This window comes from Cupriavidus sp. 207A1, assembly GCF_057798955.1.
The window spans coordinates 41372-54684 of record NZ_JBYOJO010000014.1 but is presented as its reverse complement, the minus strand read 5'-3'; the positions used below and the strand labels follow the sequence as shown (position 1 = coordinate 54684).

At 69.0% G+C, this 13313-nt stretch carries 10 protein-coding genes; 7 read left to right on the top strand and 3 right to left on the bottom strand.

Annotated elements, in window-relative coordinates; translation table 11 throughout:
* Positions 1-82: 82 nt before the first annotated feature.
* The gene (locus AC3FMM_RS23660; RefSeq protein WP_115710349.1) at positions 83-1375 is read right to left on the bottom strand and encodes a YbfB/YjiJ family MFS transporter; all 1293 of its coding nucleotides are present in this window, start codon (positions 1373-1375) and stop codon (positions 83-85) included.
* A gap of 126 nt (positions 1376-1501) precedes the next feature.
* On the opposite strand from AC3FMM_RS23660, the gene AC3FMM_RS23655 reads away from it, so the two are divergent.
* The 3 genes from AC3FMM_RS23655 to AC3FMM_RS23645 all read left to right on the top strand — a co-directional run bounded on the left by AC3FMM_RS23655 (position 1502) and on the right by AC3FMM_RS23645 (position 4707).
* On the top strand, positions 1502-2401 hold the full coding sequence (locus AC3FMM_RS23655) for a LysR substrate-binding domain-containing protein (RefSeq protein WP_115680771.1): 900 nt from the start codon (positions 1502-1504) through the stop codon (positions 2399-2401).
* An 84-nt stretch (positions 2402-2485) separates the two neighbouring features.
* The gene (locus tag AC3FMM_RS23650; protein ID WP_488687564.1) at positions 2486-3940 is read left to right on the top strand and encodes an NfeD family protein; all 1455 of its coding nucleotides are present in this window, start codon (positions 2486-2488) and stop codon (positions 3938-3940) included.
* A 2-nt stretch (positions 3941-3942) separates the two neighbouring features.
* Positions 3943-4707: a slipin family protein gene (locus AC3FMM_RS23645; RefSeq protein WP_115710353.1), complete on the top strand. Its 765-nt coding sequence runs from the start codon at positions 3943-3945 to the stop codon at positions 4705-4707.
* Between the two features lie 110 nt (positions 4708-4817).
* Here the strand turns inward: AC3FMM_RS23645 and alaS are convergent, their stop codons facing one another.
* Entirely contained in the window at positions 4818-7442 is a 2625-nt protein-coding gene (gene alaS / locus AC3FMM_RS23640) for an alanine--tRNA ligase (protein WP_115710355.1), read from the bottom strand.
* A 292-nt stretch (positions 7443-7734) separates the two neighbouring features.
* Here alaS and AC3FMM_RS23635 point away from each other — a divergent pair, with 292 nt between their 5' ends.
* The 3 genes from AC3FMM_RS23635 (at position 7735) to AC3FMM_RS23625 (ending at position 10560) form a co-directional block, all read left to right on the top strand.
* On the top strand, positions 7735-8955 hold the full coding sequence (locus AC3FMM_RS23635) for a CaiB/BaiF CoA transferase family protein (RefSeq protein ID WP_115710356.1): 1221 nt from the start codon (positions 7735-7737) through the stop codon (positions 8953-8955).
* Positions 8956-9079: 124 nt separating this feature from the next.
* A complete protein-coding gene (locus AC3FMM_RS23630) occupies positions 9080-9535 on the top strand; it encodes a DUF2214 family protein (protein ID WP_115680776.1) in 456 nt (151 codons plus the stop codon).
* A 29-nt stretch (positions 9536-9564) separates the two neighbouring features.
* Complete coding sequence (locus AC3FMM_RS23625; protein ID WP_115680777.1) at positions 9565-10560, top strand: tripartite tricarboxylate transporter substrate binding protein; 996 nt, start codon at positions 9565-9567, stop codon at positions 10558-10560.
* Positions 10561-10675: 115 nt separating this feature from the next.
* Here AC3FMM_RS23625 and AC3FMM_RS23620 read toward each other — a convergent pair whose 3' ends face one another.
* Positions 10676-12457, bottom strand: coding sequence for a potassium/proton antiporter (locus AC3FMM_RS23620; RefSeq protein ID WP_414247696.1), 1782 nt, complete (start codon positions 12455-12457; stop codon positions 10676-10678).
* Positions 12458-12840: 383 nt separating this feature from the next.
* Here AC3FMM_RS23620 and AC3FMM_RS23615 point away from each other — a divergent pair, with 383 nt between their 5' ends.
* Positions 12841-13302, top strand: coding sequence for a tripartite tricarboxylate transporter TctB family protein (locus tag AC3FMM_RS23615; protein WP_115710360.1), 462 nt, complete (start codon positions 12841-12843; stop codon positions 13300-13302).
* The last annotated feature ends 11 nt before the right edge of the window (positions 13303-13313 follow it).

The following is a 13313-nucleotide window of genomic DNA, read 5'->3' as shown; positions in this document are numbered from 1 at the left end:
TGTGCCGCGCCGCGGGACCGCGATGCCGGCTGACCGGCCCCGCAATCCCTCGCGCGGCGCGCCGGACGGCAAAGGCAATACTTTAGCGCACCTTGGCGGCCGGGCTCGGGCCGCTGCTTGCCGACTCCCCGGCCGCCGGCAGCGGCCACGCGCGGCGCATCCAGGCGAATACCAGCGCGCCCAGCGCCAGTGCCCCGGCGGCACACGCCAGCGAACCGGCGAAGCCGCCGCTGCGCGCCACCAGCGCGGTCGCCAGCGGCGGGCCGGCGATCTGGCCCAGGCCGTAGGACGCGGTCATCAGGCCCATCAGCCGCGGTGCCTGCGGGCCCCACAGCCGCCGCGCCTCGCGCATCGCGAACGCCACCAGCGCGGTGAACGGCAGGCCCGCCAGCAGGCTGCTGAGGGCAAAGCCGGCGACGCTCGGCAACACCACCGCAATCGCCACGCCCAGCGCCTGCATGCCGTACAGCAGCGCCAGCAGCTTGCGGTTGTCGTGCGCCATGCCGACCCGCGTTGCCAGGAACGCGCCCACCGCCACGCCTGCGCCGAAGACCGGCCAGAACAGGTCAGCCCACACCGTGCCGGGCAGCGCTGCGCGCGCGATCACCGGCAGGAAGGTCGCGGTGATGATGTAGCCGAAGCCGGCCAGGCCGTATGCCAGGGTCAGTACCCAGGTCTGGGCATCGAGCCGCGCGGCGCCGGGCCCGGCATCCGCGGTACCCGGCGACGGTGCCGCTGCCGCCACGGCGGACGGCGCGGCGAAGACCCGCCAGACCGCCGCCGCCAGCACCGCCGCCAGCGCGGCGAATGCCAGCCAGCCGTGGTCGGCATGCCAGCCCGCTGCGACCATGCCGGATGCGCCCAGTCCGGTGACCACGATGCCCAGGCCCGGGCCGCAGAAGATCAGCCCGGCCAGCTCGGGCCGGCCCAGCTCGGCCAGGCGCTGCAGGCACCAGCCGGCGGTGTAGACCATCACCACGGCGCTGGCCACGCCCGCGGCGGCGCGCCACAGCGACCACGCCGGCATGCCGCCCGGCAGGGCCATGCCCAGCGTCAGCAGCACGGTGGCCACCAGGCCCCAGCGCACCATGCGCACCGCATCGGGCTGGATAAACATGCAGACCGCGGCGCCGGCGAAATAGCCGATGTAGTTCACCGTGGCCAGCCACCCGCCCTGTTCCAGCGTGACGGTGCCGTCATGCAACATCATCGGCAGCAGCGGCGTGAAGGCGAAGCGGCCGATGCCCATCACCACCGCCAGCGACACCAGGCCCGCCAGCGCCACCGCGAACGGGCCGGCTGCATGGCCCGGCCGGGACGCGGCCGCTACGCACGCGGCAGGGGGCTTGGTCTCCAGGCTGTGGGGGGTCGGCATGATGGTGGCTGGGGGCAGCGGTTGCATTGCGATCCCTGTATGCTACGCTGCCATCATCATCCCGAAAAATGAATTATCAAGATGTCATGCATCTTGAATTCAGATGAATAACGCCGGAGCCTCGTCATGGACCTTGCCGCGCTCGAAATTTTCCGTGCCGTCGTCGAAGCCGGCGGCATCACCCGCGCAGCCGAGCGGCTGCACCGGGTGCAATCCAATGTCACCACCCGCATCCGCCAGCTGGAGCAGTCGCTGGGCGTCGAGCTGTTCGTGCGCGACGGGCGGCGCATGGTGCTGACCCCGTCCGGCCAGACCCTCTTCGACTACGCCTGCCGCATCCTGACCCTGACCGAAGAGGCGCGCCACGCGGTGTTGCCGGCGCGGCCGCATGGCCGGCTGCGCATTGCCTCGATGGAGAGCACCGCCGCGAGCCGCCTGCCCGGGGTGCTGGCCGCGTATCACCAGGCCTGGCCCGAGGTGCAGCTGGAACTGGTGACGCTGGCAACGCGGCAGGCGTTCGACGCGCTGGCGCGCTTCGAGGTGGACTGCGCCTTCGTCGCCGAGCCGCTGGCGGATCCGGCGTTGCGCGCGGTGCCGGTGTTCGAGGAAGAGCTGGTGGTGATCACGCGCGAGCACCACCGCCCGGTGCACAGCGCGGCCGACCTGGAGGTGCCGACGCTGCTGGCGTTCGAGCCGGGCTGCAACTACCGCGCGCGGCTCGAGACCTGGTACGGGACCGGCCCGGCGCCGACGCCGCGCGTGCTGCAGCTCAGCTCCTACCATGCCATCGTCGCCTGCGTCGCGGCCGGCATCGGCGCGGCGATCGTGCCGCGTTCGGTGCTGGGCCTGTACCGCGACCTGCCCGCCATCCGGCAGCACAGCCTGGGCGCGGCGGGCCGGGTGCGCACGCTGCTGGCGTGGCAGCCGTCGATGGCCAGCGCCGCGCTGCATGCGCTGGTCGAGGCCCTGCCCGAACTCACGCCCGCACCGCCCGGCTCGGCGGGTCCCGAACTGGCGGCGGCCTGACCCGCGGGGTTGCGTGCAAGATGTGCCCGGTGGCCTACACTTGAAGTGGCGCCACCAAGGCACCTTGCCTGCCCTGCTCCTGCCATGAACCCTGCTTCCGCGTTGCTGCGGGCCTTCCGGCTGCTGTCCAGCCTGGCGCTGGCATGCTGCGCGCTTGCCTTCGGCGGCAGCGGCGCCGCGGCGCCGCCGGCGGGCACGGCCACCGCCACCGCCACTGCACCGGTGTACGTGATCCCGCTGAAAGGCGCGGTCAGCCCGGCCAGCGCCAGCTTTATCCTGCGCGGCATGACGCGCGCCCGCGAAGCCGGCGCGCAACTGGTGGTGCTGGAAATGGACACGCCCGGCGGGCTGGATGCGTCGATGCGCGACATCATCCAGGCGATCCTGGCCTCGCCGGTGCCGGTGGCCAGCTATGTTTCTCCCGGCGGCGCCCGCGCGGCCAGCGCCGGCACCTACATCCTCTATGCCAGCCATATCGCAGCCATGGCGCCGGGCACCAACCTGGGCGCGGCGACGCCCGTGCAGGTCGGCATCGGCGGCCCGCAGAAGCCCGACGCCCTGCCCGGCGCCAGCCCGGCCTCGGCCCCGGCCAGCGCGCCCGCGGCGGGCGACACCATGGCGCGCAAGCAGATGCATGACGCCTCGGCCTATATCCGCGGCCTGGCGCAGCTGCGCGGTCGCAACGCCGAATGGGCCGAGCGCGCGGTGCGCGAATCGGTCAGCCTGTCGGCCGACGAAGCGCTGGCGCAGCGCGTGATCGATGTGGTCGCGGCCGACCTGCCCGCGCTGCTGCGCCAGCTCGACGGACGCAAGCTGACCACCGCCGGCGGCAAGGCCAGCACGCTGCACACGCGCAACGCGCCTTCGGTGACGCTGGAGCCGGACTGGCGCAACCGCTTCCTGGCCGTGATCACCGAGCCCAGCGTCGCGCTGCTGCTGATGATGATCGGCATCTACGCGCTGATCTTCGAGTTCTCCACGCCGGGCATGGTGGTGCCCGGCATCGTCGGCGCGATCTGCCTGCTGCTGGCGCTGTTCGCGCTGCACATGCTGCCGGTGAACTACGCCGGGCTGGCGCTGGTGGCGCTGGGCATCGGCTGCATGGTGGCGGAGCTGTTCCTGCCCACCTTCGGCGCGCTGGGCGTCGGCGGCATCATCGCCTTCGCCTTCGGCGCGGTGATGCTGATCGATACCGACGTGCCCGGCTTTGGCGTGCCGCTGCCGATGGTGGCGGCGATGTCGGCGCTGTCGGCGGTGTTCGTGTTCGGCATGTCGGCGATGCTGATGCGCTCGCGCAAGCGGCCGGTGGTCAGCGGTGCCGACACACTGGTCGGCAGCCGCGGCGAGCTGCTCGACGACCTGCGCGAAGAAGGCTGGGCCAGCGTGCGCGGCGAGACCTGGCGCGTGCGCAGCGCCACCCCGCTGGCGCGTGGCACGCCGGTGCTGGTCACTGGACGCAGCGGCCTGCTGCTCGAAGTGATCGCCGCCGGCAGCGCGCCGGCCTCCTCTTCCCAACCGACCCCCGACAAGGGAGCCTGACCATGGCCTACGGATTCAGCTTCGGCGGTGTGATCTTCCTGCTGGCACTGCTGGTGATCACCTCGTTCCGCGTGCTGCGCGAATACGAACGCGGCGTGGTGTTCATGCTCGGGCGGTTCTGGAAGGTCAAGGGCCCGGGCCTGGTGCTGCTGATCCCGGCGGTGCAGCAGATGGTCCGGGTCGACCTGCGCACGGTGGTGATGGACGTGCCGCCGCAGGACGTGATCTCGCGCGACAACGTCTCGGTCAAGGTCAATGCGGTGGTGTATTTCCGCGTGGTCGATCCCGAACGCGCCATCATCCAGGTGGCGAACTTCCTCGAAGCCACCAGCCAGCTGGCGCAGACCACGCTGCGCTCGGTACTGGGCAAGCATGAGCTGGACGAGATGCTGGCCGAGCGCGAGAAGCTCAACCTCGACATCCAGCAGGCGCTGGACGCGCAGACCGACGGCTGGGGCATCAAGGTCTCGAACGTCGAGATCAAGCATGTCGACCTGAACGAGACCATGGTCCGCGCCATCGCCCGCCAGGCCGAGGCCGAACGCGAGCGGCGCGCCAAGGTGATCCACGCCGAAGGCGAACTGCAGGCCTCGGAGAAGCTGCTGGAAGCGGCGCAGATGCTGGCGCGGCAGCCGCAGGCGATGCAGCTGCGCTACATGCAGACGCTGACGCAGATCGCGGGGGACAAGAGCTCGACCATCGTGTTTCCGCTGCCGATCGATTTATTGACGACGCTGGGCGGCGGCAAGGGAACGCCGGAAAAATAAAAAGCAGGAAGGGCGCCGGGGCGCCCTTCCTGCTTTTATGACAACGTGGCCTCGACCAATTGTGTACTCCCTCTCCCGCATGCGGGAGAGGGGAGCAAACCCTTAGCCGTTCAGACCTTGCCAGCCACCCACTCGCTGACACCCGCCAGCGCCTGCGGCAGCTTGGCCGGCTCGGTGCCGCCGGCCTGGGCCATGTCGGGACGGCCGCCGCCCTTGCCGCCCACCTGCTGGGCGACAAAATTGACCAGCTCGCCGGCCTTGACCTTGCCCGTGGCATCGGCGGTGACGCCGGCGATCAGGCTGACCTTGCCGTCGGCCACCGCACCCAGCACGATGGCGGCGCTCTGCAGCTTGTCCTTGAGCTTGTCCATGGTCTCGCGCAGGGTCTTCACGTCGGCGCCGTCCAGCTGCGCGGCCAGCACCTTCAGGCCCTTCACGTCGACCGCCTGCGCCGCCAGCTCGTCGCCCTGCGACGCGGCCAGCTTGCTCTTCAGGCGCTCCAGCTCCTTTTCCAGCGCGCGCACCTGCTCCTGCACCTGGCCGATGCGCGGCACCAGCTCGGACGGCTGCGCCTTCAGCACGGCGGCGGCTTCGTTCAGCCTGGCGTCCAGGCCCTGCAGGTAATGCAGCGCGTTGTCGCCGGTGATGGCTTCGACGCGGCGGATGCCGGCGGCGACGCCGCCTTCCATCACGATCTTGAACAGGCCGATATCGCCGGTGCGGTGCACGTGGGTGCCGCCGCACAGTTCCTTCGAGGTGCCGATCGACAGCACGCGCACGTCGTCGGCGTACTTCTCGCCGAACAGTGCCATCGCGCCGCTCTTGACCGCGTCGTCGAACGGCATGATCTCGGCGTGGGTGTCTTCGTTGCGCAGGATCTCGGCGTTGACGATCTCTTCGACCTGGCGGATCTGCGCGTCGGTCAGCGCGGCGTTATGCGAGAAATCGAAGCGGGTCTTGTCCGCGTCCACCAGCGAGCCCTTCTGCTGCACGTGGCTGCCCAGCACTTCGCGCAGGGCCTTGTGCATCAGGTGGGTGGCCGAGTGGTTGCGCACGGTGCGCGCGCGGCGCAGTGCGTCGACTTGCGCCGACACGGCATCGCCCACCTTGAGCGCGCCGCCCTGCAGCGTGCCCTGGTGGCCGAACACGTCGGCCTGGATCTTGGTGGTATCGGCCACGGCGAAGGTGGCATTGCCGGCCTGCAGCACGCCCTGGTCGCCGGCCTGGCCGCCGGACTCGGCGTAGAACGGGGTGTTGTCGAGCACCACCACGCCGGTCTGGCCCGGCTGCATGGATTGCACTGCGGCGCCATCCACGTACAGCGCGGTGACCCTGGCCTGCGGCAGCTCCAGCTTCTCGTAGCCGTGGAACACGGTCTTGTCGCCGGTGTACTCGAGGCCGGCGGCCATCTTGAACTTGCCGGCGGCGCGCGCCTGTTCGCGCTGGCGGTTCATGGCGGCGTCGAAGGCGGCCTCGTCCACGCCGATTTCCTGCTCGCGGCACACGTCCTGGGTCAGGTCCAGCGGGAAGCCGAAGGTGTCGTGCAGCTTGAAGGCGAGTTCGCCGTCCAGCGTCTTGCCGCCCTTGAGCTTGAGCTCGGCCAGCGCGGCGTCGAGGATGGCCATGCCGTTCTCGATGGTCTCGAAGAAGCGCTCTTCCTCGGCCTTCAGCACTTCGGTCACGCGCGACTGCGCCTCGGCCAGCTCCGGATAGGCCTGGCCCATCTGCTCGACCAGGTCCGGCACCAGCTTGTGGAAGAACGGGGTCTTCTGGCCCAGCTTGTAGCCATGGCGGATGGCGCGGCGGATGATCCGGCGCAGCACGTAGCCGCGGCCTTCGTTGCCGGGGATCACGCCATCGACGATCAGGAACGCGCACGCACGGATATGGTCGGCGATGACCTTCAGCGAGTTCTGGTTCAGGTTGTCGATATGGGTCTCGCGCGCGGCGGCCTTGATCAGCGCCTGGAACAGGTCGATCTCGTAGTTGCTGTGCACGTGCTGCAGCACCGCGGCGATGCGCTCCAGGCCCATGCCGGTGTCGACGCACGGCTTGGGCAGCGGCGTCATGTTGCCCTGCTCGTCGCGGTTGAACTGCATGAACACCAGGTTCCAGACCTCGATGTAGCGGTCGCCGTCTTCCTCGGGCGATCCCGGCGGGCCGCCCCATACGTCGGGGCCGTGGTCATAGAAGATTTCCGAGCACGGGCCGCACGGGCCGGTGTCGGCCATCTGCCAGAAGTTGTCCGAGGCATAGCGCGCGCCCTTGTTGTCGCCGATGCGCACGATGCGCTCGGCCGGCACGCCGACTTCCCTGGCCCAGATGTCGTAGGCCTCGTCGTCTTCGGCGTAGACCGTGACCCACAGCTTCTCGGCCGGCAGCTGGTAGGTCTTGGTCAGCAGTTCCCATGCGTACTGGATGGCTTCGCGCTTGAAGTAGTCGCCAAACGAGAAGTTGCCCAGCATCTCGAAGAAGGTGTGGTGGCGGGCGGTGTAGCCCACGTTCTCGAGGTCGTTGTGCTTGCCGCCGGCGCGCACCGAGCGCTGCGCCGAGGTGGCGCGGCTGTACGGGCGCTTGTCGGTGCCGAGGAACACGTCCTTGAACTGCACCATGCCGGAGTTGGTGAACAGCAGCGTCGGGTCGTTCGCCGGCACCAGGCTGGACGAGCGGACCACGGTATGGCCCTTCGATTCGAAGAACTGCAGGAACTTGCTGCGAATGTCTGAGACTTTCATGGGATGGCGGACGCTTGCCCTGGCGTGGCCGGGCGCGACGAATCAGTATGGGATTTGCAAACCGTTGATTATACGGGCAAGGCAGGCCGCCGGGCAGGTCAGCCACGGGGCCCGGGACGCGGCCGGCTATCGCCCTGAATCCCACCGCATCGAGATACGCATAAATCACTTATAACGGCAACGGCGGTTGGCCGGTGGTACAGTGCAGCCAGCCCGCGCCGCCCTGTTTCCGGGGCGTGCCGACCCCGCATTCCGGATCCGATCCCGCCTTACCTCTGCCTTGAATACCGCCATGGGAGCCTTGAGCCATCTCCGCGTCCTCGACCTCACCCGCGTCCTCGCCGGGCCGTGGTGCGCCCAGAACCTTGCCGACTTCGGCGCCGATGTGATCAAGATCGAGCGCCCCGGCGCCGGCGACGACACCCGCACCTGGGGCCCGCCCTGGCTCAAGGACGAAGACGGCCGCGACACCGCCGAGGCCGCCTACTACCTGGCTGCCAACCGCAACAAGCGCTCGGTCACGTGCGACATCAGCACCCCGGAAGGCCAGCAGATCGTGCGCGACCTGGCCGCGCAGAGCGACGTGGTGCTGGAGAACTACAAGGTCGGCCAGCTGAAGAAATATGGCCTGGACTACGACTCGCTGAAGCAGGTCAGGCCCGACCTGATCTATTGCTCGGTCACCGGCTTCGGCCAGACCGGCCCGTACGCCGCGCGCCCGGGCTACGACTTCATCATCCAGGGCATGGGCGGCTTCATGAGCCTGACCGGCGAGCGCGACGACCTGCCCGGCGGGGGCCCGCAGAAGGCCGGCGTGGCGATTTCCGACCTGATGACGGGCCAGTACGCCACCATCGCGGTGCTGGCGGCACTCGCCCACCGCGACCGCACCGGCGAGGGCCAGTACATCGACATGGCGCTGCTCGACGTGCAGGTGGCCATGCTCGCCAACATGAACACGAATTACCTCGCCAGCGGCGAGGCGCCGCGCCGCTGGGGTAACGCGCATCCGAATATCGTGCCCTACCAGACCTTCCAGGCCGCCGACGGCTGGATCATCGTCGCGGTCGGCAACGACGGGCAGTTCCGCAAGTTCGTCACCGACGGCGGCAAGCCCGAGCTGGCCGACGACCCGCGCTTTGCCACCAATCCGCAGCGCGTGGCCAACCGCGACGTGCTGGTGCCGATCCTGGCCGAGATGGTGCGCCCGCGCACGCGCGCCCAGTGGATCCGCGACCTGGAAGCCGCGGGCGTGCCGTGCGGCCCGATCAACACGCTCGACGACGTGTTCGAGGACGACCAGGTCAAGGCGCGCGGCCTGCGCGTGGACCTGCCCCACCCGAGCGCGGGCGAGGTCAGGCTGGTCGGCAGCCCGATCAAGATGAGCGCGACCCCGCCGCAGGCGCTGCGCCACCCGCCGCTGCTGGGCGAGCACACCGACACGGTGCTGGCCCAGACCCTGGGCTACAGCCCTGCGCAGATCGCCGCACTTCGTGCAAAAGGTGTGCTGTAAGATTCTCCTCCTGCCCGCGGCGGGCCAGCCGGCCGCGGGTGCTTTCCGGAAGTTCAGTCCCCACTGAAGTACTTTCCCCGGGCCCGCGCCTTTGCGCGCGCCCGTGCAAAGCGAAGGAGAACCCATGCTGACCGACGCCATCCTCGCCTTCCTGCATTTCCTGGCGATCTTTGTCCTGATCACGCTGATGGCCGCCGAGGCCGTGGCGCTGCGCCCGGACCTGACCCCGGCCACCGTGCGGCGCCTGTCGCTGTACGACCTGTTCTATTTCCTGTCGGCGATGCTGGCGCTGGCCACCGGCCTGCTGCGCCTGTTCTACGGCGCCAAGGGCGCGGACTTCTACCTGCACAACCCGTGGTTCCACGCCAAGATGGGGGTGTTCGTGCTGATCGCGCTGTGCTCGCTGCCGCCGACCCTCGCCATCGCGCGCTGGCGCAAGCAGGCGCGCAGGCTGCCCGATTACGTGCCGCCGCCGTCCGAGATCAAGGCGGCGCGGCGCTGGGTCATGATCGAATCGCACCTGGTGATCCTGCTGCCGCTGTGCGCCGTGATGATGGCGCGCGGCATCGGGGCCCGCTGAGAATCCCTATCCCTTTTGTCCTCCGCAACATGCTGAAGAAACTGCTCGCCGCCGCGCTGACCGCGGCCCTGGTGCCGGCCGCCGCCGTTGCCGCCACCAACGCCTACCCGACCAAGCCGGTCCGTTTCGTCGTGCCTTACCCGGCCGGCGGCCCGCTCGACACCGTGGCGCGCGCCATCGGCGACAAGCTGCGCGACAGCCTGGGCCAGCCCGTGATCGTGGAAAACAAGCCGGGCGCCGGCGGCAACCTGGGTGCGGACTACGTTGCGAAGCAGCCGGCCGACGGCTACACCATCGTCATGGGCGCGGTGGCCACGCACGCGATCAACCCGACCCTGTTCAGCAAGATGCCGTATGACCCGGTCAAGGATTTCGCGCCGATCACGCTGGTCGCCGACGTGCCCAACGTGCTGGTGATGCACCCGGGCAAGGCCGCCGAGCTGCATATCGACAACGTGCGCGACCTGGTCGCCTACGCGCGCAAGAACCCGGGCAAGCTGGACTACGCCTCGGGCGGCAACGGCAGCGCCGGCCACCTGTCGGGCGAGCTGTTCAAGAGCATGGCGAAAGTCAGCATGGTCCATATCCCCTACAACGGCGCGTCGCCCGCGCAGTTGTCGGTGCTGTCGGGCCAGACCGACCTGATCTTCGACAACCTGGCGTCGGCGTCGGCCAATATCAAGGCGGGCAAGCTCAAGGCCTTCGCCGTCACCACCGCCGGCCGCGCCGCATCCTTCCCGGACCTGCCGACCATTGCCGAGGCCGGCAAGGGACTGGGGCTGGAAGGCTTCGACATCTCGACGTGGTTTGGCGTGTTCGCGCCGGCCAACACGCCGCGCGAGATCGTGGAAAAGCTGAACCACGAGATCGTGGCGATCCTGAAGACCGACGACATGAAGGCCCGCCTGGCCCGCATCGGCGCCCAGCCGGCGCCGACCACGCCGGAGCAGTTCGCGGCGCTGATCCAGAAGGAACTGAAGAAGTATGCGCAGATCGTGAAGGTGTCTGGGGCGAAGGTCGACTGACCCCCAAACAGCGAGAGGAAGAGCGGTTCTGGTGCTCCCAAGCCGCACGAGCTAGCCTTAGCAAGAGGTGTTCTCCCTCTCCCCTCACGGGGAGAGGGGCGCAAACCGGCAGCGATTACACACCTTCGCGGCTCTCGCCCCCCTTGCGCCGCCGCACCCACAACTTCCCGCCCGAATCCCCCTCCAGCCGCGGCAGCAGCAACCCCACCTGCACGATCTGCGCACCTTCCATGCGCGTTACCGTCAGCGGCAGCCCCGCGATCACGACGCTGTCGCCCTCTACCGGTGGCGACGTGAACGCGCGCTGCATCGCGCTTTCCAGCGTCAATGGCTCCTCGTCAGCGGTCAGTTCGCGCGTGCCGTAGAGCGCGGCCACGTCGCGCAACGGCGCGTCGCCCGACAGCAGGAAATCGTGCGAGACCTGTTCCCAGGTGGGGGCCCGGCCCGGCGTCTGGAACAGCGCCGACAGCAGCGGCAACGAGACCGTCGGTCCCAGCACGCAGACTGCATCGCCGGCGCGCAATACCGTCTGGCCGGGCTCGGCCAGCGCGTCATCGCGGGCCACCGTCAGCAGCCGGCAGCGCGGCGGCAGCTCCAGCTGGTCGGCGCGCACGTTCTCGACCGGCGCGTTGGGCCCGACCTCGAACTGCATCACTTCCAGGATCGGCGCGCGCGTGCCCCGCAGGCGCGAGCGCGCCAGCGGCTCGGGATAGCCGGGGCGCAGCACGCGTGCCAGCCGCGCCGCCACCGCCACGGTGGTGCCCTGGAACAGCAGGCTGGCCAGCACCACCGCGAAGGCAATGCGGAACAGCAGGCCCGACTGCGGCACCTCGCGCAGCAGCGGGAACAGCGCCAGCACGATCGGCACCGCGCCGCGCAGGCCCATCCAGGCGATAAAGCCGGTCTCGCGCGCGTTGAAACGGAACGGCAGCAGCGCCAGCCATACCGCCACCGGCCGCGCCACCAGCATCAGGAAGGCCGCCACCGCCACCGCGGGGCCGGCGACTTCCCAGATCCGGTGCGGCGCCACCAGCAGGCCCAGCAGCAGGAACATGGCGGACTGCGCCAGCCACGCCATGCCGTCCATGGCGCGCATGGTGTCGGCGGTGACGGCGCGCTCGCGGTTGCCGATCAGCATGCCGGTCAGGTACACCGCCAGGAAGCCGCTGCCGCCGGCGCTCTGCACGATGGCAAAGACCATCGCGCCGCCCGAGCACAGCAGGATCGACTGCAGCCCTTCAGCCACGCGCGTGCGCTCCAGCACATTGGCCAGGCAATAACCAAGCCCGAGCCCCAGCACGCCGCCCACGCCGAACTGCACCAGCAGGCGCAGCACCAGCCCCAGCGGCGTCAGGCCCTCGGGCGCGGTCAGCCATTCGATCAGCGTCAGCGTCAGGAAGATCGCCATCGGGTCGTTGATGCCGGACTCGATCTCCAGCACGCTCGCGACCCGGTCCTTGAGCCGGATGCCGCTGCTGTTGAGCGTCGAGAACACCGCGGCGGCATCGGTCGAGCCGACGATGGCCCCCAGCAGCAGCCCCAGCCGCCAGTCGATGCCCAGCAGCCAGGCGGCGAATATCCCCACCAGCGCGGCGGTCACCAGCACCCCGACCGTGGCCAGCGACAGAGACGGCTTGAGCGCGACGCGAAAGGTGGCGAAGCGGGTGCGCAGCCCGCCGTCGAGCAGGATGATGGCCAGCGCCAGGTTGCCGACCAGGAAGCTGAGCCAGGTATCGGAGAAACGGATGCCGCCGGGGCCGTCCACGCCGGCCAGCATGCCCACGGCCAGAAACACCAGCAGGACCGGCACGCCAAAGCGCGCCGAGAACGCGCCCAGCACGATGCCCAGCGACATCACGACGGCGCCGAGCAGGATGACATGGTCGATGCTTTCCAAAACGCTCCTTGTGTTGCCTGGGGATTCGCCTGCGGAAGCTTTCAGGACCTTTCAGAAACTTTCAGAACCTTTCAGAACCCTGCCGGCACGGTGGGCCGCCATGGCGCGCAAGACCGTTCCGGATGATAGCGCAGCGGCCCGGGCCGCAACCCGCCAGGCCGCCTGCAGCCTGGCGCAGCGGCACTTTTAAGCGGGCTCTCACTAGGGGATACCCGAACCATGACCCCATTTGCAGACATCTGAAAGGTAGCTGAAAGGTCGCCCCCTTACCTTCCACCCTGCCCGTCGGAAGGCCTCCGGAATTCGCTGCATTGATGCAATGCAACAAAACCAGCAAAGAGGCCCGCCGCAGATTTCAAGCAGTCTTATCGAGGAGATTCACTTTGCGCATACGTAGCCAAAAGGACTTTGCCTCCGGCCTGATGTTCATCCTGGTCGGATTCGGCTTTTCCTGGGTCGCGCGCGGTTATTCCATGGGAACCGCCGCAAAAATGGGACCGGGATACTTCCCGTTCTGGCTCGGCATCGTGCTCGCCCTGCTGGGCGTGCTGGTGCTGTTCGGCTCGCTGTCGTCCAAGTCGGAAGAAGACAGCCTGGCCCGCTGGGACATCAAGACGCTGTTGTGGATCCTCGGTTCGGTGGTGCTGTTCGGCCTGCTGCTGAAGCCGCTGGGCATGGTGCTGTCGGTGCTGGTGCTGGTGCTGGTGTCGTCGATGGCCAGCCACGAGTTCAGCTGGAAGGGTGCCATCCTGAACGCGGTCATCCTGGTGCTGATCAGCCTGGGCGCGTTCGTGTACGGCATCAACCTGCAGATGCCGGTGTGGCCGGCTTTCCTGGCAAGCTAAGGAGGCCGCCA